This is a genomic window from Actinoplanes sp. NPDC049548 (assembly GCF_040676695.1).
GTDB lineage: Bacteria > Actinomycetota > Actinomycetes > Mycobacteriales > Micromonosporaceae > Actinoplanes.
Map to the genome: position 1 here is coordinate 290,924 of NZ_JBFAPM010000006.1, position 26,519 is coordinate 317,442.

Below are 26,519 nucleotides of genomic sequence, written 5' to 3' on the forward strand. Positions count from 1 at the left end.
ACAGTTCCCCACCGGCCGCCGAGTTCCCCCGGTGTGAGCCAGGGCATGTCCTATGCCGGACGCGGGGTCTTCCACGCGGTCGCCCGGCGGGCCCGTTCCACGGCACCCGGCAGCGACGCCAGCAGCTCGTCGACGTCCTTCTCCGTCGACGTGTGCCCCAGCGTGAAGCGCAGCGACGACCGCGCCCGCCCGTCGTCCGCCCCCATGGCCAGCAGGACGTGCGACGGCTGAGCGACCCCCGCGGAGCACGCCGATCCCGTCGAGCACGAGATGCCCTGGGCGTCCAGCAGCAGCAACAGCGCGTCTCCCTCGCACCCGGGGAAGGAGAAATGCGCGTTGCCCGGCAGCCGGTCGGTCGGGTCACCGTTGAAGACCGCATCCGGTACGGCCGCACGCACGCGCGCCACCAGGTCGTCGCGCAGGGCCGAGACGCGAGCCGCGTACTCCTGCTGGTTCTTGACCGCGGCCTCGACCGCGACGGCGAACGCGACCACCCCGGGGGTGTCGAGGGTGCCGGAGCGTACGTCGCGTTCCTGCCCGCCGCCGTGCAGCAGTGGGGTGGCCGCGACGTCGCGGCCCAGCAGCAGGGCGCCCACGCCGACCGGGCCGCCGAGCTTGTGGCCGCTGACGGTCATCGCGGCCGCCCCGCTCGCGGCGAAGTCGACGGGGATCTGGCCGACGGCCTGGACCGCGTCGGTGTGGAAGGGGATGCCGGCGGCGGCTGCGAGGGCGGCGAGCTCGGCGACCGGCTGCACCGTGCCGACCTCGTTGTTCGCCCACTGGACGCTGATCATGGTGATCTCGTCGCCGTGCTGGTCGATGGCCGTGGCGAGCGTCCCGGGGTGGACCCGGCCGGCCTCGTCGACGGGCAGCCAGCCGACGGTTGCCTGCTCGTGGGCGCCGAGCCAGTCGACCGCGTCCATGACCGCGTGGTGCTCGACCGCCGAGGCCACGACCCGGGTACGCCGGGGGTCGGCGCTCCGGCGGGCCCAGTAGATGCCCTTGGTCGCCAGGTTGTCGCTCTCGGTTCCGCCGCTGGTGAAGATCACCTCGGACGGGCGGGCACCGAGCACCGCGGCTATGCGCTCGCGGGACTCCTCGACCATCCGGCGGGAACTGCGGCCGGCAGCGTGCAGGGACGACGGGTTGCCGAGCTGCCGGGCCGCAGCGACGTACGCGTCGAGCGCCTCGGCGAGCATCGGCGTGGTCGCCGCGTGATCCAGGTAGGCCATCGTCATGAAGCTTATGCCTTGAGCCGTCAACCGATACGGCGTGCCCGTCAACCCGATACCGGCAAGACCGGTCCGCAAGCCCGGCACCGGCGGCGGGAGCAGGGGCCGGTGAGCAAGGGCACACGAAAAAACGGCCCAGCGATACCGCCGGGCCGCTCATCGTGACCGCGTCACTTGCGCTTGCGGATCTCCTCGTCGGCCTGCGGCACGATCTTGAACAGGTCGCCGACCACGCCGAAGTCGGCGAGCTCGAAGATCGGGGCCTCAGGGTCCTTGTTGACCGCGACGATCGTCTTTGAGGTCTGCATGCCGGCCCGGTGCTGGATGGCGCCGGAGATGCCCAGGGCCACGTACAGCTGCGGGGAGACCGTCTTGCCGGTCTGGCCCACCTGGAACTGGTGCGGGTAGTAGCCGGAGTCGACGGCCGCGCGGGAGGCGCCGACGGCGCCGCCGAGCAGGTCGGCCATCTCCTCGACCAGCTTGAAGTTGTCGGCGTTGCCGACGCCGCGGCCGCCGGAGACGACGATCGACGCCTCGGTCAGCTCGGGGCGGGAGCCCTTCTGCTCGGCGACCCGCTCGACGACCCTGGTGAGCTTGTCGGCGTCGGTCACCGCGACCGTCAGCTGCTCGACCTGCGGGGTGGCCGGGGCCGGCGCCGGGGTCACCGAGTTCGGGCGGATGGTGACGATCGGCAGGCCGCGGGTGACCTTGGACTTGACGATGGTGGAGCCGGCGAAGACCACCTGCGTGGCGGTGCCGTCGGCGGCCACCTCGACCGCGTCGGTGAGCAGGCCGTTGTCCAGCTTGACCGCGAGGCGGCCGGCGATCTCCTTGCCCTCCTGGGTGGAGGCGAGCAGGACCGACGCCGGCTGGACGCGCTTGACCAGCTCGGCGACCGCGGTGGCCTTCGGTGCCACCAGGTAGTTCTCGACGTCCTCGCCGGAGGCGACGTAGATCTTCTGCGCGCCGTACTCGGAGAGCTTGGCGGTGAGCTCGCCCGCGTCGCCGAACACGACCGCCGAGACGTCGCCCAGGGTGCGGGCGATCGTCAGCATCTCAAGCGTGACCTTCTTGACGCCGGCAGCCTGCGAGGCCTCGACGACGACCAGTACTTCAGCCATGGTGGGGCCCCTTCTCAGACGAACTTCTCGGTGGCGAGGAACTCGACGAGCTGTACGCCGCCGTTGCCCTCGTCGGTGACCTTGGTGCCGGCGCTGCGCGGCGGGCGCTTGGCGAACTCGACGACCGCCGAGGTGGCGCCGGCGGTGCCGACCTCGCCGGCGGGCACGCCCAGGTCGGCGAGCGACAGGTTCTGCACCGGCTTCTTCTTGGCCGCCATGATGCCCTTGAAGGACGGGTAGCGCGGCTCGTTGATGGTGTCCCAGACGCTGACCACGGCCGGGGTGGCCGCGGTGACGACCTCGTAGCCCTCGTCCGTCTGACGCTCGGCGGTGAGCTGCGAGCCGTCGACGGTGAGCTTGCGGGCGCCGGTCAGGGCGGCGATGCCGAGACGCTCGGCCAGCATGTGCGGCATGACCTGGACGCGGCCGTCGGTGGACTCGGCGCCGCAGATGATGAGGTCGGCGTTCAGCGTGCCGAGGGCGGCGGCGAGAACCTTGGAGGTGGCGACGGCGCAGGAGCCGTGCAGGGCGTCGTCCTGCACGTGGACCGCCTTGTCCGGGCCCATCGACAGGGCCTTGCGGATCGACTCGGTGGCGCGCTCGGGGCCCATCGTCAGGACGGTCACCTCGCCACCGTGCGCCTCCTTGATCTTCAGCGCCTCCTCGATGGCGTACTCGTCCATCTCGTTGATGACGTTGTTCGCCGAGCCGCGCTCGACGGTGTTGTCGCTCGCGCTCAGGGTGCGCTCGGCACCGGAGTCGGGCACCTGCTTGACCAGTACGACGATGTTCATCGCGCTTCGACGACCCTCCTGTGTATGGACGCACGCCTGCAGCCGGTTCGCGTTTACCTCCGAATGTTACCCATCAGTAGCTTACGCGTCTCCGCCACTGAGAGTGACTCACCTCACCCATAGGTTTCACGATATGTCCGGCCAAACCGCTCTTCGCTGAGCGGATCATGTCCGCCCGACCCCCATCCTCCCCCACTGCGGGGCGTCACCGGGGCCGAGGGAGCCGTCCTTGTTCACCGCCGAGGTCGATAATCGGTCCGTGCTCACCCAGTGGTTCAACCCGCAGAAGACCCCGATGGTGGGCGAGAAGCCCGACTACCGGTTCTCGCTGGCCAATGAGCGCACGTTCCTGGCCTGGATCAGGACCGCGCTGGCCCTGCTGGCGGGCGGCCTGGCCTGCGCACAGTTCCTGCCTCCGCTGCTGATCGACCATCTCCGGGAGATCATCTCGGTGAGCCTGCTGCTGCTCGGCGGCGTGGTCGCCGTACGCGCGGTGGACCACTGGGCGCGTACCGAAAAGGCCATGCGCCTCGGCACCGACCTTCCGCGGTCCCGCTTCCCCGCCGTCCTGGCGCTGATCGTCGCCGTCGGTGCGCTCCTGCTCGTCGTCGCGGTGCTGATCAAGGCGTGGCAATGAGCGACCCCGGCGCCTCCGCGGAACGCACCCGGCTGGCCTGGCGGCGTACCGGACTCTCCGCGACCGCCGTCGCCCTGCTCGCCGCCCGCCCCGCCTTCGTTCCCGGCGCCCGCCTCGCGGTGATTCTCGGGGCCGGCCTCGCAATGGCCGGCTGGGCCGCCCTGATCGGCCTGGCCTACCGGCGCGCGCACGGGCTGCTCGCCTGGCCACCGCACCCCGGTCGGCGCACCGTCACGGCATACGCCGTGATCACCGCCGGGTTCGCCGTCCTCGGCACGGTGCTTGTCATGCTCTGATCGTCGCCGTTCGGGATCCGGCGCGTCATCATTGCCACATGGTCCGGTTGTTCGTCTTCCTGGCTGCGGTGCAGCTCGTACTTCTGGTACTCGCGCTCATCGGCTCGCTGTCGGCCGATCGGGTACGCAACATGCCGCGCGCGCTGTGGGTCCTGGTGATCCTCCTCGTTCCCCTGCTGGGCCCGCTCGCCTACTTCGTCTGGGGCCGTCCCCTGCCGCCGCCCCGCGAGGGCAGCCCGGTGCGCCGGACCGGCCCGCGACCGGCCTCTCCGGACGACGACCCCGAGTTCCTCCGCTCGATGAACACCGAGCAGTCACGCCGCGACCGCGAACTGCTCGCCCAATGGGAACGCGAGCTCGACAAGAACGACGACGCCTAAGCCAAGTTCGAGGAGCGCGGGTACGCGTCCGCCGGATCGGTGAGCACGTTGACCAGATAGGGCACTCCCGACTCGAAGGCCCGCGTCAGGGCGGGCCCGAGGTCGGCGGCCTTCTCCACTGTCTCGCCCGCACCGCCGAGCGCCTTGACCACGTCGTCGTAGCGCAGGCCGGGCTGCAGGTCGGCGGCGACGTCGTAGCCGTACATGGCCTGCATCGGGTGCTTCTCCAGGCCCCAGATGCCGTTGTTGCCGACGACGATCACGACGGGCAGGTTCTGCCGGGCCAGCGACTCGGCGTCCATGAGGGAGAACCCGGCGGCGCCGTCGCCCATGAGGACGCAGATCTGCCGGTCCGGGTAGGTGACCCTGGCGCCCATCGCGTATCCCATGCCGGTGCCGAGGCAGCCGTACGGGCCGGGGTCGAGCCACGTGCCCGGCTGCGCCGGCTCGAGGTAGCGGCCCGCGTACGAGACGAAGTCGCCGCCGTCGCCGATCGTGACCGCGTCCGGGGCGAGGACCTTGCGCAGCTCGCCGTAGACCCGGGCGGGCCGGATCGGGTCGCTGTCGGCGGCCATCGCCTCGGCGTCGCGGGCCTTGCCGACGTCCTCGGCGGACCGCAGGCCGTTGATCCATTCCGCGTGGTCGGTGCGCTTGCCCGGGTGGTTCGCGATGGCGGCGAGGATCTGCCGGAGGTCGCCGGCGGGCGAGACGGCCGCCTGCACGTGCGTGGCACGCTGGCTGGGCGCGTCGACGATGTGGACGACCTGCGCCGGGTCGAACTCGCCGAAGTTGAGCCGGAAGTCCAGCGGCGTGCCGATCACCGCGACGACGTCGGCCTCGCCGAGGGCGGGGCGGCGCGCCTTGGCGAAGGCGAGGGGGTGGCCGGGCGGCAGGGCGCCGCGGCCCATGCCGTTGGTGAAGACCGGGACCTGCAGCGCCTCGGCGGCGGCGAGCAGCTCGTCGATCGCGGCGCCGCCCCAGACGTCGGAGCCGGCGATGATCACGGGCCGCTCGGCCTCGGCGAGCAGGGTGGCGGCGCGGGCGACCTCGTCCGGGTCCGCTTCGATCACGGGTACGGCCGCAGCGGCGGGCGCCTCCACGTCCTCACTGGAGAACAGCACCTCGAGCGGCAGGTCGAGGAAGGCGGGGCCACGGTGGGCGGTGAGCGCTGCGGTCAGGGCCCGGCCGACCTCGGCCGGGATCGCGCCGGTGCCGGCGACCGTGGCGGCGTACTTCGTCACGGGCGCGACGAGCGGCACGTGGTCGATCTCCTGCAGGCTGCCGGAGCCCCAGCGGAAGGCCGGCGCCCTGCCGCCCAGCACCAGCACCGGGGAGGCGTTGAAGAACGCGCTGGTCAGCCCCGAGATGCCGTTGGTCACGCCGGGTCCGGCGGTCAGGACCGCGAGGCCGGGGCGGCGCTGGAGCTTGGCGACGGCCTCCGCGGCGAAGACGGCGGACTGCTCGTGGCGCACGTCGTAGATCGGGAAGTCCGCCTTGTGCGCGGCGTCGTAGAGCGGGAAGACGTGACCGCCGGAGAGCGTGAACATCTCCGTGATCCCGTACGCCCGCAGCGCCGCCAGCGCCAGCTCCCCGCCGTGCCCCTCAATGGTGTCCGCCATGCCGAGCACGCTACCGGCCGCCGCCGCGGAACGTGAGCAGGACTCACCCCAGGAGGCGGTGGAGGTCGTCGATCATCTCGCGCGGACACGACTCGAGCGGTACGCGAGCGCTGATGCTGTAGGCCACCACCAGGGCGGCGACCGGGGCAGCGACCAGCAGGAGGATGCTCAGGAGCACCTGCACGGCCCGCAGGAACCGGCCGGTGCGCCGCCGAGGCCGCGCGGGCGTCGGCGCGGCGGGCGGGAGCGTCTGCCACTCCGCGGTAGGAGCGGTTCGCTTCTTCTTGGCCGGAGCGGCGGTCCGCACCGGCTGGGTGGCCGCCGGCGACACGGGCCGCGACGACACCCGGGCCGGGGAGACCGGGTGCACGGGCGACACGGGGTGGACCGGGGGCGTCACCTGCACGGCGGGAACCGTCGCGTCCGGGTCGGGCACCCAGTGATGTTCCGCGTCGGGCCACGGGTCCACGGCCGGCAGAAAGGCGCCGGTCAGCTCCCGCCGGTCCCGCGGCACGGTGTCCATGTCGTCGATGGAGACGGGCCGCGGCGGCACCGGTGACACCGGAACGGCGGGCGCCTCGCCGGCGTCCCCGGTCCGCGAGACCAGCCGCAGCTCGGCCGTCGGGCCGGGCGCCGCCGGCTCGGAGGCCAGCAGGGCGGCGTCGGCCAGGATGCTGCCCTCGGCGACCACCAGCTCGGGCTGCTCGATGACGACCGGCGCCTCGCCCAGCGCCCGGTGCAGCAGCGTCGCGACGAGCGGGATCCTGCTCGCCCCGCCCACCAGGAACACCCCGGCCAGCCGCCCCTCGGGCAGCTTCGCCCACCGCAGCAGGTCGCGGGTCACCTGCACGGTCTGGTCCAGGATCGGCCGGGCCAGCTCCTCCAGCTCCTCGCGGGTGACGTGCAGCTCCAGGTCGAGCAGCGGCACCATCACGTCCGCCGACTGGCTGCGCGACAGCCGCTCCTTGGCGATCCGGGCGTCGTCCCACAGCTGCCGCTGGGCGCGGCGCTCCTCGAGCGTCGCCGGCTCGGTGAGCCGCTTCCAGGCTGCCGGGTCCTGTTCCGCGCAGATGGTGCCGAGGTGCGCCACCAGGGCGGCGTCGACGTCCAGCCCGCCGATGTCGTCGCGGCCGTCGACGGCCATGACCTCGAACCCCTCGGCCGTACGGGCGACCACGCTGGCGTCGAACGTGCCGGCGCCGAAGTCGTGCACCACCACGACCGAGCCGATGGGGACGTCCCGGCCGAGCACCTCGGCGAAGTACGTGGCCGCGGCGACGGGCTCGGCGACCAGGCGCGCCCCCTCCAGCCCGGCCCGGGCGGCCGCCTCGGCGAGCAGGCCACGACGGGTGGCGCCCCAGGTGGCGGGGCAGGTGAGGGTGACCTCGGGGCGTACCGGGCCGACCGCGCGGTGCCATTCCTCGGCGACGCGGACCAGGACGGCGGCGACCAGGTCGACCACCGGCAGCTCGCGCTCGCCGAGCAGGACGAGGCCGTCGTCGATGCGGCGCTTCGGGTTGGGTTCGAAGCGGGCCGGGTCGCGGCGGGCGCTGTGCACGGCGTCGCGCCCGACCACGAGCAGGCCGCTGGGTTCGGCGTACACGGCGGAGGGCAGCAGCGGGGAGCCGTCGACGAGGATGGGCCGGGCCCGGCCGTCGGGCCACCGGGCGACCGCGACGGTGTTCGAGGTGCCGAAGTCGACGCCGAGCGAGTGCCGACCCTGGTCGATGGACATGGCGATGAGTGTAGGCGCAGCGGCGCAGGAGTTGATCAGCGCGGACGGGGATCAGACAGGGCGCCACCGCAGGTCGCCGTCGCGGCCGCGCTCACAGCGAACGGCCCGGCCGTCTTCGGTACGGCCCGTCTCGCCCTTCTCGTCGCACGGCTCACCGACCACCGGCGTGGGGTCGCTCTCGGGCGGGAGCAACGCGATGGGGGCCGGCGATCCGCTCGTGGGCCCGGTGGTCGGTGCCGCCGATGATGTGACAGGAGTCTCGCGCGTGGTCGCAGGGGTCGAGGGCCGCGGCGCGGCCGGAGCCGAGGTCGTCCGCGCCGGCCGGGCGCTGCTGGAGGCATGCGCCCTGGACCGCTTGCGCGGCGCCCGGGACGACTCGCTCGGCGCCGGCATGACCGGGGCCGGCACGACGATCGGCGGCCCGGCGATGGGCTCGGCGGCGCCCGGCCGGGGCGGAGCCGCGCGGCCGTGATCGCCGAAGGTGACGAACCCGATGACCGCGCAGAGCAGGGCCTGCCCGGTGACCAGGGCCACCGCGACGATCACGGTGCGGCGCACCGACGTCCCCCGTAGCCCCGGCATGGTCACAGAGGGGAACTTTATGGCAACAGATCGATATCCGCGAGATCCCGTGCTCAGCGTCCGGTGAAGCCGGGCTTGCGCTTCTCCACGAACGCCTTGGTGCCCTCGAGCCGGTCGTCGGTGGCGAACAGGCCGGCGAACAGGTGGCTCTCCAGCGCCAGACCGGAGGCGAGGTCCATGCTCAGGCCGCCGTCGATGGCCTGCTTGGCGGCGCGCAGGGCCAGCGCCGGGCCGTTCACGTACGGCTGGACCAGCTCGCGGGCGGCGGCGTACACGTCGGCTGCGGGCACGACCCGGTCGGCGAGGCCGATGCGCAGCGCCTCCTCGGCGTTCACCATGCGACCGGAGAACACCAGGTCCTTGGCCCTCGCGGGGCCGATCAGGCGGGCCAGCCGCTGGGTGCCGCCGGCACCGGGGATGATGCCCAGCTTGATCTCCGGCTGGCCCAGCTTGGCGTCGTCGGCCACCACCCGCCAGTCGCAGGCCAGCGCCAGCTCGCAGCCACCGCCCAGGGCGTATCCGGTGATCGCCGCCACCACGGGCTTCGGGATCCGTGCGACCGCGTCGAACGCACTGGACAGCGCCTCCGCGCGTACCGTCATCTCCTGGTACGTGGTGGTCGTGAACTCGGTGATGTCGGCGCCGGCGGCGAACACCTTCTCCCCGCCGTACACGATCACGGCCCGCACCTCGGACGCCGCCGCGGCCTCGTGCGCGGCCGCCCGCAGCTCCTCCTGCACCTGGGTGTTGAGGGCGTTCATGGGGGGCCGCTGGAGCCGGATCGTGCCGATGCCGTCGCCGATCTCCAGCTTCACGAACTCGCTCACGCGCACTGCCTCCTGATCGATCGTTCAAGTGCCGACAGCGTAAGCCTTGCTGCGCTGGGTAAGTATGGTGGCACCCGCGGAAGGAGGGACCATGGTCACGTACTACCGCGACCGCGACGTGCTGGTCACGTCGGCCGGGGTGCGGGCCGGCGGGCAGGACTACCGGCTGGGCGATTTCGTCCGGGTCTGGCACGAGCGCGGGCGCCGGCAGTGGAAGGCCGTCGCCGGGCGCGGCGTGCTCGGCCTCGCCATGGTGACCCCGCTCGTCGTCGGCGCGCTCGGCGTGGTCGTCGCGCTGGTCATCGACGCCTCGATCGCCACCACGATCGCCCTGGTCGGGGGCAGCATCCTCGTCGGCCTCGCCGCCGCGCCGCTGGCTGACGTGCTGCTCGAGCTGGTCGACCGCTCCTACGACCGGGGCAGCCGGCGGCTGGAGATCTGGGCCGACGTGCGCGGCACCCGGACTTTGCTCGTCCGGACGGAGGACGCGCAGCGCTTCGGGCAGATCTACCGGGCGCTTCAGCGAGCCCTCGACCACAGCGCCGTGCCGCGGTGAGGTCGGCCCGCGCCCTGGCCGGCCTGCTCGCGACCTCGGGTGTGCTGCATTTCGCGCAGCCGCGGCCGTTCGACGGCATCGTGCCCCGGTCGCTGCCCGGCAGCCCGCGCACCTGGACCTACCTCAGCGGTGCCGCCGAGCTGGCCGTCGCCGCTGCGGTGGCCCATCCCCGCACCCGGCGCCTCGGCGGGCTGGCCGCGGCCGGACTCTTCGCCGCCGTGTTCCCCGCCAACGTCAAGATGGCCGTCGACTGGCGGCACGCCTCCCCGGCCCGGCGAGCGATCGCGTACGGCCGGCTGCCGCTGCAGGTGCCCCTGGTGCTGTGGGGCCTGCGCGTCGCGCGTCAGGCGTAGCGGGCGTACAAAGCGTCGATGTCGGCACGGGCCGGCAGGGAGTTCGACGCGCCGACCTTGCGCACGCACGCGGCTCCGGCGGCGTTCGCCCAGCGCACCGCGGCCGCCAGGTCCCGCCCCTCACCCCACGCCACGGCCAGGGCGCCGGTGAAGGCGTCACCCGCCGCGGTGCTGTCCGCCACCTCCACGGGGAAGGCCGGGATGCGGTCGTCGTGGCCGTCGCGGTCGGCGTACCAGGAGCCGCGGGAGCCCAGCGTCAGCACGACCCGGGGGACCAGGGCCAGCAGGGCGGGCAGGTCGGGCTCGGGCGTTCCGGTGATGGCCGTCGCCTCGCCCTCGTTGACGACGAGCAGGTCGATGACCTCGAGCAGCTCCGGCGCCAGCACCCGGGCGGGAGCCGCGTTGAGGATCACCCGGGTGCCGCCCGCCCGGGCGGCCCGTGCCGCGGCGAGGACGGTGTCGGCGGGGATCTCCTGCTGGCACAGCAGCACGTCGCTGTCGGCGATGACCGTCGTCTCGGCCGCGCTCAGGCCGGCGAAGGTGTTGTTGGCGCCGGGGCTCACGAGGATGGAGTTCTCGCCCGTACGGTCGACCATGATGACCGCGACCCCGGACGAGCCGTAGCTGGTCCGCATGTTCCCGGTGTCCACTCCCGAGGCGTTCAGCCGGGCCTTGATGGTCACGCCGAACGCGTCGGAACCGATGGCGCCGAGCATCGTGCAGGCACCGCCCGCGCGGGCCGCGGCGATCGCCTGGTTGGCGCCCTTGCCGCCCGGCGTCATCACGAAGTCGTCGCCGAGCACGGTCTCCCCCGGGCGGGGCAGCCGCTCGGCCAGCCCGACGAGGTCCATGTTGGCGCTGCCCGCGACCACGATGCGCGGCGCCGACGGTTCGGCCATGTCGTGCTCCTCAGGCGGCCCGGGCCGTGTACCGGTCGCCCGTACGCTGCACCACGAGCGGCAGGCCGAACGTCTTGGACAGGTTGTCGTCGCTCAACGTCTCCCCGAGCAGCCCGGCGGCGACCACGGCTCCCTCGCGCAGCAGCATCGCGTGGGTGAAGCCCGGCGGGATCTCCTCGACGTGGTGGGTCACCAGCACCATCGCCGGGGCGTCCGGGTCCTCGGCGAGCTCGGTCAGCCGGCCCAGCAGGTCCTCGCGGCCGCCGAGGTCGAGACCCGCGGTCGGCTCGTCGAGCAGCATCAGCTCGGGGTCGGTCATCAGCGCCCGGGCGATCTGGGTCCGCTTGCGCTCGCCCTCGGACAGCGTGCCGAACTCGCGGTCGAGCAGCGCGCCCATCCCCAGCTGGTGCAGCAGCACGCGGGCGCGCGCCTCGTCTTGCGGGTCGTAGCTCTCGCGCCACCGCCCGACCACCGACCAGGCGGCGGTGACCACGACGTCGAGCACGCGCTCGTTCGGCGGCACCCGGTCGGCGAGCTGGCCGGTGGTGATGCCGACCCGGGTACGCAGCTCGCTGATGTCCGTGCGGCCGAGCCGCTCCCCCAGCACCCACGCGACCCCGCGGGACGGGTGCATCCGCGCGGAGGCGAGGTTGAGCAGCGTCGTCTTCCCGGCGCCGTTCGGGCCCAGGATCACCCACCGCTCGTCCAGCTCGACCTGCCACGAGACGCTCCGCAGCAGGAAGTTGCCGCCGCGGATGACGCTCACCCGGTCGAAGGAGATGACGGTGTCGTCGTCAGGGGGTGTGGGGGTCTCTGCCTCGAGCACGCACCCATCCAACCACGCAGGCTCCGAGCCGCCCGACGGCCCGCCGGGGCTCAGCCCGTGGTGGAACCGAACACCTCGTCGCGTACGGCGTCCAGCGCGGTCAGCAGGGCGCCGTTGAGGATCGGCTCCACGGCCACCTCGCTGATCACGACCCGCGGCGCGACCAGCGTGATCGAGGCGACCTCGGCCTCGACCCGCTCGGCGAGCGCGGCGCCGCCGGCCTGGCTCACCTCGCCCGCGAGCACCACCAGCGGCGGGTCGAGCACGACGCAGGTGGCGGCCACGCCGAGCGCGAGCCGCCGGGCCAGCTCGTCCAGCACCGGCTCGCCCGCCTCCCCGGCCTCGGCCGCCGCGCGCACCACGTCGGCCGACTCGGCGCCGCGGAAGCCGTACTGCTTGCCGATCGCCTTCGCGGCGTCCGAGGCGACCAGGGTCTGGAAGGCGCCCTTCACACCCCGCTTCGACGCGTTGTGCGGCACCTCGGCGCCGGCGACGGGCAGGTAGCCGATCTCGCCCGCGGCCCCGGTGCTGCCCTGGTGCAGCTTGCCGCCGATGACGGTGGCGAGGCCCACGCCCCGCCCCACCCAGATGAGCACGAAGTCGTCGACGCCCTTCGCGGCGCCCGTGTGCTGCTCGGCGATGGCGGCCAGGTTGACGTCGTTGCCGAACACGACCGGCGTGCTGAGGTCCTTGCGCAGCTCGGCGAGCAGGCCGCGGTGCCACCTCGGCAGGTCGAACGCGAAGGAGACCTCGCTGGTCTGCGGGTCGACCAGGCCGGGGGTGCCGAGCACGACGCGGCGGATCGACTCGAGGTCGGTGCCCGCCTCGGTGGCCGCCTGCATCACGGCGCCGTGCACCGCCCGTACGGGATCATCGCTGTCCGCCGTGGACTGTTCGCTGCGTCCCACGATCTCGCCGGTGATGTCGGCACACGCTGCGATCACCCGATCGGGCAGCACCTCGACGCCGATCACATGCGCGCTGCCGGGAGTGACCGCGTAGAGCTGGGCGTTGGGACCCCGGCCGCCGGCCTGCTCCCCCACGCGCCGGACCAGCCCGCGTTCCTCGAGCCGCTCGACCAGCTGCGAGGCGGTGACCTTGCTCAGGCCGGTCAGCTCGCCGAGCTGCGCCCGGGTCAGCGGCCCCCTGGCGAGCAGCAGTTCCAGCGCGGCGCGGTCGTTGAGCGCACGCAGCAGCCGGGGGGTGCCCGGAAGGCGGGTGGCGGCCATAACTACGTCCCCTAGTATTTAGGATTGTTTCCCATTACGGTGTTCGCCCACATCACGTAGCCGCAGCGTAACGGCCGCCTCACAGACTGACCGCGCGGCGCGTCCGATCGACACCCAGCGATCATGGCAGCCGGCCGCGGAACGATACAGTGGCTGAACCGAGGAAGGAAACCATGCCGATCGACCCGGGTCTCCGCCGCCTCGCCCTGGGCACCCTGCTTGCGGCTTTTGCGGGGGAATCGGCGCCCGAGTGGGCGGCCGCGCTGCTCGCGGAGGGCCTCGCCGGCCACACCCTCTTCGGGACGAACGTCGCGGACGGGGACCAACTGGCCCGCCTCACGGCCGAGCTGCGAACGGTACGGCCGGACGCCCTGCTCGCCATCGACGAGGAGGGCGGCGACGTGACCCGCCTCGCCCACCGCACGGGCAGCCCGTACCCGGGAAACGCCGCCCTGGGCGCGATAGACGACCCGCAGCTCACCCACGCGGTCTACACCGCGATCGGCACCGAGCTGGCCGCCGCGGGCATCAACCTCGACCTCGCCCCGACCGTCGACGTCAACACCGCCGAAGACAACCCCGTCATCGGTACGCGCTCCTTCGGCGCCGACCCGGCCCTCGTAGCCCGGCACGCGGCCGCCGCGACGCAGGGGCTTCAGACGACGGGGGTCGCCGCGTGCGCCAAGCACTTCCCGGGCCACGGCGCCACGACGACCGACTCGCACCTCGCGCTGCCGACCGTCGACGTACCGCTGAGAACGCTGCGCGAACGCGACCTGCCACCGTTCGCGGCAGTGATCGCCGCCGGCACCCGGTCGATCATGACAGCGCACATCAGGGTGCCGGTCCTGACCGGCGACGGCCCCGCGACCTTCAGCCCCGCAGCGCTGCACGACCTGCTGCGCAAGGAGTACGCCTTCCAGGGCGCGATCATCACGGACGCGCTGGAGATGGCGGGCGCCCAGGGGGCGGCGGGCGGGATCGGGCCGGCCGCCGTGCGGGCGTTGGCGGCCGGGGCGGACCTGCTCTGCATCGGCGCTCGGGTGGACCGTCAGCTGGTCGAGCAGGTGGCCGCCGAGATCGTGGCCGGGCTGGGCGACGGCCGGCTCGACCCGCCCCGGCTGGAGGACGCGGCGGCGCGCACGGCCGAGCTGGCAGCCTGGACGCGCCAGGCGGCCATGAACCGGAACGCCGGGGAGTCGGACAGCGGGACGACACTGGGATATGCGGCCGCTCGGCGGGCGCTGCGGATCGAGGGTTCGCCGGCCGGCTGGGCCGATCCGCTCGTCGTGCGGCTCGCGTCGGGGCACTCGATCGCCGAGGGGCGGGTGCCGTGGGGCCTGGCCCCGCATCTCAACGGCACGGAGCACATCACCGTCGTCGCGGCGGACACGTCGGCGGAAGGACTGGCGGAGCAGGCCGGGGCGCGGCCGATCGTCGTCGTCGGCCGGCACGCCCATCGCAGCGCGGCGGCGCGGGGGCTGATCGAGGCGCTTGCGGCACGCCATAATGTGGCCGTAGTGGAGATGGGCTGGCCGTCGAGGTGGCGGCCCGCCGGTGCACGGGCCTTCCTGATCACGTACGGCGCCAGCCATGCCAGCGGTCGCGCGGCGGCGGAGGCGCTGGGCCTGGCGCGCTGAACCCCACCGAGAGCTGAGGCAGCGACGGGCCGCCACCCGCCGCTGCCTCTTCCTTTGTGCTCCACGTCTCTCTTGAACACGTTCAACAACGGGTCTACATTGAGGCCGACATCAGTTGAACATGTTCAAGAAGGGGCGGAGGCTCATGGACCACAAGGTGTGGATGTACCTGGTCTACCTGGTGACCAGCGTGGGGCTGACGATCTGGGTCGCCACGACGCTGTCGCGCAACGGGCTGGTCTTCCTCGAGGACGTCTTCGCCGACAGCCGCCTCGCCAAAGCGGTCAACCACCTGCTCGTCATGGGGTTCTACCTGCTCAACCTCGGCTACGTGGCGGTGGCGATGCGCTCGGGAGCCCGGATCCCGGACGCCGCCCGGGCGCTGGAGACGCTCTCCTACAAGATCGGGTTCGTGCTGCTGGTGCTCGGGGTGCTGCACGTTCTGAACGTGTTCTTCCTGGGCCGGTACCGGCGCGGACGGCTGCGCCAGCAGCAGACGATGCCGCCGCTGCCGCCCGCGGGACGGTTGCCGATGTACCCGCCCGGCCCGGGACCGATGGGCCCGACCGGCGGCGCCGGCGCGGCGACCGGACGCGGAGCCAACGGACCGCACGCGACCGCGCCGGGCGCAACCGGACCGGGCGCAGCAGGACCCGGCGCGACCGGACCCGGAGCCACAGGAGCGGGCGCAACAGGACCCGGCCTGGCGGGACCCGGCGCCGGCGGCAGCTCGTTGTGGCCGGGGCAGGGCTTGAGCGGGCCGGTTCCGCCGCCGGCACGGGCATGAGCGAGGACGCCGATCCGGCCGGTTCCGGGGCCGGCCGGGTCGGGTTCCTCACCGTGCTCTTCGACGCCGGGTGCCCGATCTGCCGGGCGGCGCACCGGTGGCTCGAGAACCGGGCTCAGCTCGTACCGTTGGTGTTCGTGCCGGCCGGTTCCGCGGAGGCCCGGACGCGCTTTCCCGGGCTGGACCACGCGGCAACGTTGCGGGATATCACGGTCATCGCGGACAACGGACTGGTGTACGTCTCCGACGGCGCCTGGCTGGCCTGCCTGTGGGCGCTGGCGGACTACCGGGGCATGGCGGAGCGGCTCAGCACCCCGGCCCTGCTACCCGCGGCGCGGCGGTTCATCGCGGCGGCGGCTGCCGTCCGGGAGTCGATGCGCCCGGAAGACTACGGTGGCGGGTGTGACGACCGCTGCCGCTGACTCCGCCGACGAACCCGGCACCGATGTCGCCCCGGCCACCGCCGACGTCGCATCGGCCGCCGCCGACGAACGCCCGGCGACCCGCGGTGGGACCGGCTCGCGCGGCGGCCCCACCGAGGGTGGCGATGAACGCCCGCGTCGTGCGCGCGGCGAGCAGACCCGGCAGCTCATCCTCGAGACGGCCCTGCGGCTGTTCCGGGAGCGCGGCTACACCGAGACCACCATGCGGGCCATCGCCAAGGAGGCCGGCGTCGCGGTCGGGAACGCGTACTACTACTTCGACTCCAAGGAACACCTGATCCAGGGGTTCTACGACCGCAACCAGGCCGCCCATCGCGTCGCCGCCGAGCCGGTGCTGACCCGCGAGAAGGACTTCGCCGCGCGGTTGCGGGGGGTGCTGCATGCCGGGATCGACGTGAACGAGCCGTACCACTCGTTCGCGGCCACGTTCTTCAAGAGCGCGGCCGAGCCGTCGTCGCCGTTGAGCCCCTTCTCGCGGGAGTCGTCGCCGGCCCGGGAAGCCGCCATCGCGATCTTCCGGGACGTGGTGGAGGGGTCGTCGGCGAAGATCGATCCCGAGCTGCGCAAGGAGCTGCCGGAGCTGCTGTGGCTCGGCTGGATGGGCGTGGTGCTCTTCTGGGTGTACGACCGCTCGCCCGGGCAGCGCCGCACCCGGCGCCTGATCGACGGGATCGTGCCGCTCATCGACCGGCTCGTGGGCCTGTCCCGGCTGCGCGTGCTCCGGCCCGCCTTGCGGCAGATCCTGGCGCTGATCGACTCGATCCAACGCGATGACTGATCACGCTGCGCGACCATACAACAATCACGCAGCGTGCCTTCATGATCGCCTCAGCGACTGCAGACAGGCCGATAGCTCCCAGGCGATACCCGACTGTCCGGATCCGACGCCCGATCTCGGCAGGCCGAACGGTTGATTCCCGTACGCTGCGCTTCCGCTGTCCGCTGATCATCACGTAGCGTCATGTCCGCAGGTGGATCTGGGGATGCCGCCGCGGCACTTCGGGCTTCGGGACCAGTCCGAAAACGTTGCGGCGGTACAGATGGTGAGCCGGGCGCCCCGGAGGTTTCGGGAGCAACCGATGGGATCAAGCGCCCGGCTCACACTGCGTTCACGGCGTGGCGCGGAAGCGGCGCAGACGCAGGCTGTTCGCCACCACGAAGATCGAGCTGAGCGCCATCGCCGCGCCCGCGATCATCGGGTTGAGCAGGCCCGTCGCCGCCAGCGGGAGCGCCGCCACGTTGTAGGCGAAGGCCCAGAACAGGTTGCCGTGGATGATCTGCACCGTGCGGCGGGCCAGGCGTACGGCGTCGACCGCCGCCGTCAGGTCGTCGCGCATGAGCGTCAGGTCCGAGGCCTCGATCGCGACGTCCGTGCCCGCGCCCATCGCCACGCCCAGGTCGGCCTGGGCGAGTGCGGCCGCGTCGTTCACGCCGTCGCCGACCATCGCCACCGCGCGGCCGTCCGCCTGGAGCTGCTTGACCGCGTCGACCTTGCCGGCAGGCAGCACGCCGGCGACCACCTCGGCGATGCCCACCTCGGCGGCGACGCGTTCCGCCACCGGTTGGGCGTCGCCGGTCACCAGGACCGGGCGCAGGCCGAGGCGGCGCAGGCGGGCGATGGCGGCGGCGCTTGTCGGGCGTACCGGATCGGTCAGGGCCAGCCGGCCCCGCAGCGTGCCGTCGGCGCGTACCTCGACCCACGTCTGAGCGGTGTCGCCCGTGCCGCGCGAGATCTCGATCGTCGCGCCGTCCACCGTGCCGCGGACGCCGACACCCGCCGTGGCCCGGAAGTCCGTCACGGTGGGTAGCGGGCCCTGCTCGGCCGCCGCGCGGGCGATCGCGCGGCCCAGGGGATGCTCGGAGGCGGCCTCGACGGCGCCCGCGAGCCGCAGCAGCTCCGCGGCGTCGTGGCCCGGCTCCGGCACGACGTCGGTCACGGCCATCACCCCGGTCGTCACCGTGCCGGTCTTGTCCAGCACGACCGTGTCGATCCGCCGCGCCGACTCGAGCGCCTCGACGCCGCGGATCAGGATGCCGAGCTGGGCGCCGCGGCCCGTGCCGACCAGCAGGGCCGTCGGCGTGGCCAGGCCGAGGGCGCAAGGGCAGGCGATGATCAGTACGGCCACCGCAGCCGTGAACGCCGCCGTCGTCCCCCGCCCGGCGCCGAGCCAGTAGCCCAGCGTGCCCGCCGCCAGGGCGATGACCACGGGCACGAAGACGCCGGAGATCCGGTCGGCGAGGCGTTGCACGGCCGCCTTGCCGTCCTGTGCCTCCTCCACGAGCCGGGCCATCTGCGCGAGCTGGGTGTCCGCCCCCACGCGGGTGGCACGGACGATCAGCCGGCCGCCCGCGTTGACCGTGCCGCCGGTGACCGCATCGCCCACGGTCACCTCCACCGGCACCGACTCGCCGGTGATCAGGCTCTGGTCGAGGGCCGAGGCGCCGTCCACCACCTCGCCGTCCGTGGCGACCTTCTCGCCCGGGCGCACCTGGAAGAGGTCGCCCACCTGGAGCTGGTCGGCCGGGATCTCGCGGCCGTCGGGCAGGGTGACCGAGCGGGCGCCGAGCTCGAGCAGCGACCGCAGGGCGTCGCCGGCGCGCCGCTTCGCCCGCGCCTCGGCGTATCGGCCGGCGAGCAGGAACGTCGTCACGCCCGCGGCTGCCTCGAGGTAGATGGCGTCACCGTCGGACCCCGCTCGCAGCTCGAACGCGTGCGTCATGCCCGGCATGCCGGCGTCGCCGAGGAACAGCGCCCACACCGACCAGAGGAACGCGGCGAGGGTGCCGAGCGAGACCAGCGTGTCCATGCTCGCGGCGCCGTGCCGCAGGTTCACCAGCGCCGAGCGGTGGAAGGGCCAGCCGCCGTACGCGACGACGGGCGCCGCCAGTGTCAGCGACAGCCATTGCCAGTAGTCGAACTGCCAGGCCGGGACCATCGCCAGCAGCACGACCGGCACGGTGAGCGCGGCCGAGACGAGCAGGCGGGTCCGCAGCGGGTCGGCCGGCGGGTTCGCCGGGGCTTCCTCCTCGGCCCGCGGCTCGGCGGCGGTGTAACCGGTCTTCTCCACCACGGCGATCAGGTCTGCCGCGGTCAGGCCGGCCGGAACCGTGGCGCGGGCCTTCTCGGTCGCGTAGTTGACCGTGGCGGTGACCCCGTCGAGCCGGTTGAGCTTCTTCTCGATGCGGTTGGCGCAGGCCGCGCACGTCATGCCGCCGATGTCGAGCTCGATCTGCCGGGTCATGCCGACCATCATATACCCCATGGGGGTACCCGGCGACTAAGGTGACGATCCATGCACCCCCTGCGGCGGGCCCGGGCCGCCACCTCCGTGATCTTCGCCGTGCACGGGGCCGCGACCGGCACTTTCGCCGCCCGCGTGCCGTGGATCGCCGACCACGTCGGCACCGGCGCGGGCGGCCTGGGCGTGGCGCTGCTCATGCCCGGTATCGGCGCGCTGCTCGCGATGCCGCTCTCCGGCCGGCTCGCCCACCGGTACGACCTGCGCAGCCTCACCCGCGTCCTGATCCTGCTCTGGTGTGCCGCCCTGATCCTGCCCGCGCTGCCCACGTCGATCGTCGTCCTCTACCTGGTGCTGGTGGCGTACGGTGCGGCGGCCGGCCTCGCCGACGTGGCGATGAACGCGCAGGCCGTCGTCATCGAGGAACGGTACGGCCGGTCGGTGATGTCCAGCTTCCACGGCTTCTGGAGCGTCGGCGGCCTGGCGGGCTCGGCGGTCGCCGCGCTGGCCGCCCGTGCCGGCCTGGACGCCCGGGTCCACTTCGTCATCACGGCAGCGGTGCTGGCAGTCGTCACGCTGGTCGCCGCGCACTGGCTGCTGCCGCACCGGCCGGAGCCCGAGACCGACGCCCCGCCCGCGTTCGCGCTGCCATCGCGCGCGGTGCTCCCCATCGGCCTCGTGGCGCTGTGCGCGGTCTTCGCCGAGGGCGCCGGCCTGGACTGGTCGGCGGTGTACGTCCGCGACGTGCTCGGCAACGCCGCCAGCACCGCGGCGCTGACCGTCTCCGTGTTCTCGGTCAGCATGGCGCTGGCCCGCTTCGCCGGCGACCGGGTCATCCACCGCCTGGGTCCGGTGGCCACGGTCCGCCTCGCGGCGGCCGCGGCGAGCGTCGGCGCCCTCGTCGTGGTCCTCGCCGACGACCCGCTGCTGGTCATCCCCGGCTTCGGGCTGCTCGGCGTGGGGATCGCCGTCGTGGTGCCGCTGGTGTTCGCGACGGCCGGGCGCATCGGCGAGCACCCCGGGCGCAGCCTGGCGGGGGTGGCCGGAATCGCGTACGGGAGCGGCCTGGTGGCCCCCGGCGTCATCGGCGGAGTCGCCCACCTGTCGTCGTTGACGGTCTCGTTCGTGCTCGTCGCGGCGCTCACCGTCGTGATGGGCCTGGGCGCGCCCGTGCTGCGCCCGGATCCGGTACGGCAAGGGTGACGAAATGCCAGGATAAGGACATCGGCGGCACCGGGAGGGCGGAACCATGAGGGCGACGGCGATCGACAGGTCCGTGGCGGTGGCGATCGACGAGGGACAGGGCCGGCCCATCCTGGTGCTCCACGGCGGCATGGGCGACAGCACGGCGTGGTCCCGGGTCACCGACCGGCTGCGCGGACGCTTCCGCACCGTACGGCTGCACCGCCGCCAGTACCGCCTCGACCTGCCCCGCCCGATCACCATGGCGGACGAGGTGGAGCACGTGACCGCGGTCGCCGCGGAGCTCGACCGTCCGGTGCTCGTCGGGCACTCCTCGGGCGGGGTGCTGGCCCTGGAGGCGCTGCTCGCCGAGCCGGAGTCGTACGCGGGAGCCGTCCTGTACGAACCACCGGTCGTGATCGGCGAACCCCTCGACGCCGGCCCGGCCCGCGCGGCTCTCGCCGAAGGGAAGCCCGGCAAGGCGCTCACCGTCTTCCTGCGGGACGTGGTCGGCATGGCACCGGCCGCGTCGACGGTGGCCGGCATGATCGTGGGCCACAGCCGCTACCGCGACCGCGTGATCCGGCAGCTCGACGACAGCGACGCCATCGACGCCCTGGGCAACCGGCTCCCGCTGTACGCCAAGCTCGACGTGCCGATCCTGCTCATCGGGGGCGACCGGTCGCCGCGGCACCTGGCCGAACGGCTGGACGCGCTGGAACGGACGCTGCCCCGGACCCGGCGGCTGCTGATGCATGGACAGGGGCACAACGCTGAACGTCAGGCCCCGGACCGGCTCGCGGCGGCCATCGCGAAGTTCATGGACGAGCAGTGACGACGCGGTCCGGCCGCCCGGTTCGCATCCCCGCCATGGCCACGGGCTTCGTGCTGACCACAGCCGGCCTGATCGCCGGCCGGCTGATGGCGTAGCCGGGCGAGGGTGGCCGGGACCGGACCCGGCCACCCTGATCGACTCAGCTCGCCGCGGACGTCTTCACCAGCGTGCGGATCTGGCGCAGCAGCACCGACAGGGCCGCCAGGTCGGCCGGTGTCTCGTCCACGTTGCCCATGGCGTTGCCCGCCCGGGCGATCGAGGCGGCGTTGACCTGCTCCCACTCCGCGACCCGCTCCTCCGGTGACGCCTCCGCCGACGTCGACTGCAGCACCTCCGCGGTGAGTGCCGCCAGGGCCGCGTACAGGTCGTAGCGCAGCGCCATGCGGGCCAGGGTCTGCCAGCGGTCGCCGCGCGGCAGGCGGGAGATGTGGGAGAGCAGCAGGTCGATGTGGAAACGCTCGGAGAGGACGAAGTAGACGTCGGCCACCTCGGTCGCGTCCCTGCCCGTCGCCTTGGCGGTCTCCAGGATGTCCAGGACACCGAAGCCGTAGACCACGCGGGCGACCCCGCGGGCCAGCTCCTCGGGGATGCCGTGCTCCCCCAGCATCTCCACGAACGTCTCGACCTCGCGGCGCTCGCCGCCCACGACGACCTGTTGCAGCTGCGGGAGGAGGGCGCCGACGCCGGGACGCAGGCGCTCGATCTCGCCCGCCACGTCGATCGGCGAGCGGCGGTTGCTGACCAGCCAGCGGACCGCGCGGTCGAGCAGGCGGCGGGTCTCCAGGTAGACCAGCGTCTGCGAGGAGGTCGGCACCTCGTTGTCGAGCCGTTCCGCGCCCTCCCAGAGCTCGCGCAGGCCGAACACGTCGCGGATGACCACGTACGCCCGGATGACGTCGGCGGCCGAGGCGCCGCTCTCCTCCATGGCCCGGAAGACGAACGACGTGCCGCCCCGGTTGACCACCTCGTTGACCAGGGCCGTCGAGATGATCTCGCGGCGCAGCCGGTGGCCGGCCATGCGGGCGGCGAACCGGTCCCGCAGCGGCGTCGGGAAGTAGCGGGCCAGCACCCCGTTCGTCCACTCCTCGTCGACGATGACGTCGGCGAGGACCTGGCGTTCGAGCGAGATCTTCACGTACGCGAGGAGCACCGCGAACTCCGGTGCCGTGAGCCCGTCGCCGGCCTCGTACCGGGCGGCGAGCTCCTTGTCGGTGGGCAGCGCCTCCAGCTCGCGGTTGAGCTGCCCCGCCTGTTCCATCTCGTTCAGCATGCGGCGGTGGACCGGCAGCAGCGAGTGCGCCTGCTGCCGCGCGTTCCCGAGCGCTGTGGCCTGCTCGTAGTTGTCGCGCAGCACCAGCGCCGCGACCTCGTCGGTCATCGCGGCGAGCAGCTCGTCGCGGTCGGGGACGGTCAGTTCGCCGTCGGTCACCGCCCCGCCGAGCAGGATCTTGATGTTCACCTCGTGGTCGGAGCAGTCCACGCCGGCCGTGTTGTCGATGAAGTCGGTGAAGATCCGGCCGCCGACGGCGTTGCCCTCGTCGTCGCGGGGGCCGCCGCCGCGGGCGTACTCGATGCGCCCGCGCTGGGTGAGACCCAGGTTGCCGCCCTCGCCGACCACCTTGGCTTGCAGGTCGCGGCCGTTGACGCGGATGGCGTCGTTGGCCTTGTCGCCGACGTCGGCGTGAGTCTCGGAGGCCGCCTTCACGTAGGTGCCGATACCGCCGTTCCACAGCAGGTCGACGGGCGCGGTGAGGATCGCCCGCATCAGCTCCGTGGGGCTCACCGCCGCGGCCTCACCGAGGCCGAGCGCCGCCCGCACCTGCGGGGAGACCGGGATGGACTTCGCCGTCCGCGGATAGACGCCGCCGCCCTCGCTGATCAGCGCCGGGTCGTAGTCGGCCCACGAGGAGCGCGGCAGGTCGAAGAGCCGGCGCCGCTCGGCGAACGAGGCCGCCGCGTCCGGGTCGGGGTCGAGGAAGATGTGCCGGTGGTCGAAGGCGGCCACCAGCCGGATGTGCTCGCTGAGAAGCATGCCGTTGCCGAAGACGTCACCGGACATGTCCCCGATGCCGACCACGGTGAAGTCCTGCGTCTGGGTGTCGGTGCCCAGGTCGCGGAAGTGCTTCTTCACCGACTCCCAGGCACCCCGGGCGGTGATGCCCATCTTCTTGTGGTCGTAGCCGGCCGAGCCACCGGAGGCGAACGCGTCGCCGAGCCAGAAGTCCTTGGCCACCGAGATCTCGTTGGCGATGTCCGAGAACGTCGCGGTGCCCTTGTCCGCCGCCACCACCAGGTAGGGGTCGTCCGGATCGTGCCGGACCACGTCGCCCGGCGGGACGATCTTGCCGCTGAGGATGTTGTCCGTGACGTCCAGCAGGGCGGTGATAAACAGCCGGTAGCACTCCACCGCCTCGTCGCGGTCGCCCGGCTTCTGCTTCAGCACGAAGCCGCCCTTGGCACCCACGGGCACGATCACGGCGTTCTTGACCATCTGTGCCTTGACCAGGCCCAGGATCTCGGTGCGGAAGTCCTCGCGCCGGTCGGACCAGCGCAGACCGCCACGCGCGACCGCGCCGAAACGCAGGTGCACGCCCTCGAACCGCGGCGAGTAGACGAAGATCTCGAACTTCGGCCGGGGCTGCGGCAGGTCCGGGAGGGCCTGCGGGTCCAGCTTGAACGCGACGTAGGACTTGGGTCGCCCATGGCTGTCGCGCTGGAAGAAGCTGGTGCGCAGGGTCGCCTGCATGAGCGTCAGGTACGACCGCAGAATGCGGTCCTGGTCCAGGCTGTCCACGCCGTCGAGCAGGCCGGTGATCTGCTCGACCAGATCGTCCGAGCGGCGGGCGCGCTCCTCCTCGCCGATCTCCAGCCGCGGGGAGAACCGCGCCTCGAAGAGCTGCACGAGCAGGCGGGCGATCTCCGGGTAGGCGATGAAGGTGGACTCCACATAGCGCTGGGAGAAGACGATGCCGGTCTGCCGCTGATACTTCGCGTACGCCCGGAGCACCACGACCTGCCGCCAGGTCAGCCCGGCACGCAGCACCAGCTCGTTGAAGCCGTCGACCTCCGCCTCGTTCTGCCAGGCGGCGGCGAAGGCGTTCTCCACCTGCGGGCGCACCTCGGAGAGCTCCCGGTGCGACGCCGGGGGCAGCAGGCCGAAGTCGTACAGGTAGACCGTGCCGTCGGTGCGGCGTACCTCGTAGGGCCGCTCGTCGACGACCTTCACGCCGAGCGAGTGCAGCACCGGCAGCACCGCGGAGAGCATCATCGGCTCGCCGTACCGGAAGACCTTGAACCGGACGTCGTGGTCGTCGGGCTCGGCGCTGCCGTCGCGGTTGACCCGCCGCTTGCGATACAGGTGCATCTCGAGCTGGCCGGCCTCCTCGAGCAGCTCCAGCTTGGCGATGTCCTGCACCGCTTCGTACGGCGTGTGGCCGTCCTTGTAGCTGTCGGGGAAAGCGCCCGCATAGCGGTGGAACAGCTCCTTGGCCGGCTCCTCGCCGAGCTTGCGCTCCAGCACCAGCGAGAAGTCGTCGTCCCACATGCGGGTGGCGTCGGCGAGCAGCTCCGCGAGGGCGTTGGGGTCCACGGCGCCCGGCGGGGCGGCCGGGTCGGTACGCACGATGAAGTGCACGCGGGCGAGCATGCGCTCGGTGACCCGGGTCGTGTAGTCGACGCCGACGCCGTTGAGCTCGCGCAGCAGGATCTCCTGCATGGCCTGGCGGTTGCCGGTGGTGAAGCGGTCGCGGGGCAGGTAGATCAGGCAGGAGATGAAGCGGCCGTAGCCGTCGCGGCGCAGGAACAGCCGCAGCTGACGCCGGCCGGCCATCCGCAGCACCCCGATGACCGCTTCGTACAGGTCGTCGGTCTTGATCTGGAACAGCTCGTCGCGCGGATAGGTCTCGAGGATCTGCAGCAGGTCCTTGCCGGAGTGCCCGCGCGGGGACAGGCCGGAGCGGTCGAGGACCTCCATCACCTTGCGGCGCACCACCGGCAGCTCGCGCACGCTGGTGCGATACGCGGAGCTGGAGAACAGGCCCAGGAACCGGCGCTCGCCGCACACCTCGCCGCGGTCGTTGAAGACCTTGACGCCGATGTAGTCCAGGTAGGCCGAGCGGTGCACCGTGGCTCGCGAGTTGGCCTTGGTGATCACCAGCAGCCGCTTCTCGAGCGCGCGCTGGTGCGCCTCGGGCGCCATCGACGACAGCTGGCGGGGCGTGCTCTGGTCGCCGCGCAGGATGCCGAGCCCGGTGCCCGGGACGGCCGACAGCGTGTCCCGGTCGTCGCTGAGCTGGTATTCCCGGTAGCCGAGGAACGTGAAGTGGTCGTGCGCGAGCCACTTGAGCAGCTCGATGGAGTCGGTGACGTCCTTGTCGGGAACCGGCAGCTTGCGCTCCGACCCGCGCGCCGCGGCCAGCTCGTCGGCGATGACGAGGGCCCGCTGGCGCATCCGCGGCCAGTCCTCGACCGCGTCCCGCACGTCGGTCAGGATCCGGCGCAGCTCGTTGTGCAGCTGCTCGCGGGCCTCCTCGGTGCGCACGGGGTCGATCTCGACCCGGATCCAGCTCTCCACCAGGTCGCCGTCGATCGCATCGTCGGGCTCGACGTCGGCCTCCACCTGCGCGAGCGCACCGAGCGGCTCGCGGCGCACCACGATCAGCGGGTGCACCAGCAGATGGACCTGCAGCTGGTGGGCGGTGAGCAGGGCGGTCACCGAGTCGACCAGGAACGGCATGTCGTCGGTGACGATGGAGATCACGGTGTGTGGCTGACTCTGACACGGGGCGCTGATGTCGAGCTTCATCTCGCCGGGCAGCCGGGTGTGGGCCAGCTCCTGATGCTCCCGGGTGGCCTCGAACATCTCCGCGGGCGTGTAACCGACCAGCTCCTCGTCGGGCGCGAACCGCCAGAAGCGGTCGACCAGAGAGGCGGTGGAATGGTCCTCGCCCGCGAGGGCCACCGCCTCGGCGACCAGGCGTTCGGCATTCGGCAGCGGCTCGTCCAGCTCGTCGTCGGACGTGCCCAGCCGGCCCGTGAGGGCAAGCCCGGGGCCAGGCCCGAAGTCGAGCTCGGGATCGGATTCGGTGGCTGCCTCGTCGGTTACAGGCATGGCAGACGGCTCCCCTCGCCCACGACATTGTGGGTTCGACGTGTCGGCAACAGCCTAGTTCCTGGGTCGGACAGGACGGGCGGACCCGGGGTCCTCCAGGGGACGATCCGGCAACGAATTTGATACATCTCACGCAGGCCGGGTCATCGGAACGGGCACCGGGCGGTTACCGTTCCGTACGTTTCCAGATTCGTACC

The 26,519-nt window shown here is 72.6% G+C and carries 23 protein-coding genes; 12 read left to right on the forward strand and 11 right to left on the reverse strand.

Annotated features, from left to right (window positions below; genetic code table 11):
* Positions 1-50: 50 nt before the first annotated feature.
* The 3 genes from AB0J80_RS15160 to AB0J80_RS15170 form a co-directional block, all read right to left on the reverse strand.
* Positions 51-1,232, reverse strand: coding sequence for a cysteine desulfurase family protein (locus AB0J80_RS15160; RefSeq protein ID WP_364704882.1), 1,182 nt, complete (start codon positions 1,230-1,232; stop codon positions 51-53).
* Between the two features lie 170 nt (positions 1,233-1,402).
* Positions 1,403-2,353 (reverse strand): electron transfer flavoprotein subunit alpha/FixB family protein, encoded by a 951-nt coding sequence (locus AB0J80_RS15165; protein ID WP_364704884.1) that lies wholly within the window; start codon positions 2,351-2,353, stop codon positions 1,403-1,405.
* A gap of 14 nt (positions 2,354-2,367) precedes the next feature.
* Positions 2,368-3,147, reverse strand: a complete 780-nt coding sequence (locus tag AB0J80_RS15170) for an electron transfer flavoprotein subunit beta/FixA family protein (protein ID WP_364704886.1) — start codon at positions 3,145-3,147, stop codon at positions 2,368-2,370.
* Between the two features lie 295 nt (positions 3,148-3,442).
* Here AB0J80_RS15170 and AB0J80_RS15175 point away from each other — a divergent pair, with 295 nt between their 5' ends.
* Genes AB0J80_RS15175 through AB0J80_RS15185 form a run of 3 tightly spaced genes read left to right on the forward strand, consistent with a single transcriptional unit; the run spans position 3,443 to position 4,460 of the window.
* Entirely contained in the window at positions 3,443-3,784 is a 342-nt protein-coding gene (locus tag AB0J80_RS15175; protein WP_364705078.1) for a DUF202 domain-containing protein, read from the forward strand.
* Positions 3,781-4,080 (forward strand): DUF202 domain-containing protein, encoded by a 300-nt coding sequence (locus tag AB0J80_RS15180; RefSeq protein WP_364704888.1) that lies wholly within the window; start codon positions 3,781-3,783, stop codon positions 4,078-4,080. Before AB0J80_RS15175 ends, AB0J80_RS15180 begins: the two co-directional genes overlap by 4 nt.
* Before the next feature lie 38 nt (positions 4,081-4,118).
* Positions 4,119-4,460: a PLDc N-terminal domain-containing protein gene (locus tag AB0J80_RS15185; protein WP_364704890.1), complete on the forward strand. Its 342-nt coding sequence runs from the start codon at positions 4,119-4,121 to the stop codon at positions 4,458-4,460.
* On the opposite strand, the gene AB0J80_RS15190 is transcribed toward AB0J80_RS15185, so the two are convergent.
* Complete coding sequence (locus AB0J80_RS15190; protein ID WP_364704892.1) at positions 4,457-6,079, reverse strand: acetolactate synthase; 1,623 nt, start codon at positions 6,077-6,079, stop codon at positions 4,457-4,459. The genes AB0J80_RS15185 and AB0J80_RS15190 overlap by 4 nt on opposite strands.
* A gap of 43 nt (positions 6,080-6,122) precedes the next feature.
* On the reverse strand, positions 6,123-7,814 hold the full coding sequence (locus tag AB0J80_RS15195) for an Hsp70 family protein (RefSeq protein ID WP_364704894.1): 1,692 nt from the start codon (positions 7,812-7,814) through the stop codon (positions 6,123-6,125).
* Positions 7,815-8,079: 265 nt separating this feature from the next.
* On the opposite strand from AB0J80_RS15195, the gene AB0J80_RS15200 reads away from it, so the two are divergent.
* Positions 8,080-8,286 carry a hypothetical protein gene (locus AB0J80_RS15200; protein ID WP_364704896.1) on the forward strand — a complete coding sequence of 69 codons (207 nt, stop codon included), beginning with the start codon at positions 8,080-8,082 and terminating at the stop codon, positions 8,284-8,286.
* 163 nt (positions 8,287-8,449) lie between these two features.
* Here AB0J80_RS15200 and AB0J80_RS15205 read toward each other — a convergent pair whose 3' ends face one another.
* Positions 8,450-9,223 carry an enoyl-CoA hydratase-related protein gene (locus tag AB0J80_RS15205; protein ID WP_364704898.1) on the reverse strand — a complete coding sequence of 258 codons (774 nt, stop codon included), beginning with the start codon at positions 9,221-9,223 and terminating at the stop codon, positions 8,450-8,452.
* 91 nt (positions 9,224-9,314) lie between these two features.
* Here AB0J80_RS15205 and AB0J80_RS15210 point away from each other — a divergent pair, with 91 nt between their 5' ends.
* Complete coding sequence (locus AB0J80_RS15210; protein ID WP_364704900.1) at positions 9,315-9,779, forward strand: DUF6232 family protein; 465 nt, start codon at positions 9,315-9,317, stop codon at positions 9,777-9,779.
* Positions 9,776-10,132 carry a hypothetical protein gene (locus tag AB0J80_RS15215; protein ID WP_364704902.1) on the forward strand — a complete coding sequence of 119 codons (357 nt, stop codon included), beginning with the start codon at positions 9,776-9,778 and terminating at the stop codon, positions 10,130-10,132. The genes AB0J80_RS15210 and AB0J80_RS15215 overlap by 4 nt, the downstream gene beginning before the upstream one ends.
* Here the strand turns inward: AB0J80_RS15215 and AB0J80_RS15220 are convergent.
* From AB0J80_RS15220 to AB0J80_RS15230, 3 genes are read right to left on the reverse strand one after another with little or no spacing between them, the layout of a single operon-like run.
* On the reverse strand, positions 10,123-11,031 hold the full coding sequence (locus AB0J80_RS15220; RefSeq protein WP_364704904.1) for a ribokinase: 909 nt from the start codon (positions 11,029-11,031) through the stop codon (positions 10,123-10,125). The two genes, AB0J80_RS15215 and AB0J80_RS15220, sit on opposite strands and share 10 nt — an antisense overlap.
* 10 nt (positions 11,032-11,041) lie before the next feature.
* Complete coding sequence (locus tag AB0J80_RS15225) at positions 11,042-11,857, reverse strand: ABC transporter ATP-binding protein (protein ID WP_364704906.1); 816 nt, start codon at positions 11,855-11,857, stop codon at positions 11,042-11,044.
* A gap of 50 nt (positions 11,858-11,907) precedes the next feature.
* Positions 11,908-13,086 carry an ROK family transcriptional regulator gene (locus tag AB0J80_RS15230; RefSeq protein ID WP_364704908.1) on the reverse strand — a complete coding sequence of 393 codons (1,179 nt, stop codon included), beginning with the start codon at positions 13,084-13,086 and terminating at the stop codon, positions 11,908-11,910.
* A gap of 173 nt (positions 13,087-13,259) precedes the next feature.
* Between AB0J80_RS15230 and AB0J80_RS15235 the strand changes: the two genes are divergently transcribed.
* The 4 genes from AB0J80_RS15235 to AB0J80_RS15250 all read left to right on the forward strand — a co-directional run bounded on the left by AB0J80_RS15235 (position 13,260) and on the right by AB0J80_RS15250 (position 16,734).
* Entirely contained in the window at positions 13,260-14,726 is a 1,467-nt protein-coding gene (locus AB0J80_RS15235) for a glycoside hydrolase family 3 N-terminal domain-containing protein (RefSeq protein ID WP_364704910.1), read from the forward strand.
* A 145-nt stretch (positions 14,727-14,871) separates the two neighbouring features.
* Complete coding sequence (locus AB0J80_RS15240; protein WP_364704912.1) at positions 14,872-15,513, forward strand: hypothetical protein; 642 nt, start codon at positions 14,872-14,874, stop codon at positions 15,511-15,513.
* Entirely contained in the window at positions 15,510-15,935 is a 426-nt protein-coding gene (locus AB0J80_RS15245) for a DCC1-like thiol-disulfide oxidoreductase family protein (RefSeq protein ID WP_364704914.1), read from the forward strand. Before AB0J80_RS15240 ends, AB0J80_RS15245 begins: the two co-directional genes overlap by 4 nt.
* A gap of 169 nt (positions 15,936-16,104) precedes the next feature.
* Positions 16,105-16,734, forward strand: coding sequence for a TetR family transcriptional regulator (locus AB0J80_RS15250; RefSeq protein ID WP_364705080.1), 630 nt, complete (start codon positions 16,105-16,107; stop codon positions 16,732-16,734).
* Between the two features lie 331 nt (positions 16,735-17,065).
* On the opposite strand, the gene AB0J80_RS15255 is transcribed toward AB0J80_RS15250, so the two are convergent.
* Positions 17,066-19,198, reverse strand: coding sequence for a heavy metal translocating P-type ATPase (locus tag AB0J80_RS15255; RefSeq protein ID WP_364704916.1), 2,133 nt, complete (start codon positions 19,196-19,198; stop codon positions 17,066-17,068).
* A gap of 51 nt (positions 19,199-19,249) precedes the next feature.
* Here AB0J80_RS15255 and AB0J80_RS15260 point away from each other — a divergent pair, with 51 nt between their 5' ends.
* Together AB0J80_RS15260 and AB0J80_RS15265 are read left to right on the forward strand one after the other, a co-directional pair.
* Positions 19,250-20,398: an MFS transporter gene (locus tag AB0J80_RS15260; RefSeq protein ID WP_364704918.1), complete on the forward strand. Its 1,149-nt coding sequence runs from the start codon at positions 19,250-19,252 to the stop codon at positions 20,396-20,398.
* A 46-nt stretch (positions 20,399-20,444) separates the two neighbouring features.
* Complete coding sequence (locus tag AB0J80_RS15265; RefSeq protein ID WP_364704920.1) at positions 20,445-21,212, forward strand: alpha/beta hydrolase; 768 nt, start codon at positions 20,445-20,447, stop codon at positions 21,210-21,212.
* 139 nt (positions 21,213-21,351) lie between these two features.
* Here AB0J80_RS15265 and AB0J80_RS15270 read toward each other — a convergent pair whose 3' ends face one another.
* On the reverse strand, positions 21,352-26,322 hold the full coding sequence (locus AB0J80_RS15270) for an NAD-glutamate dehydrogenase (protein ID WP_364704922.1): 4,971 nt from the start codon (positions 26,320-26,322) through the stop codon (positions 21,352-21,354).
* Between the last annotated feature and the right edge of the window lie 197 nt (positions 26,323-26,519).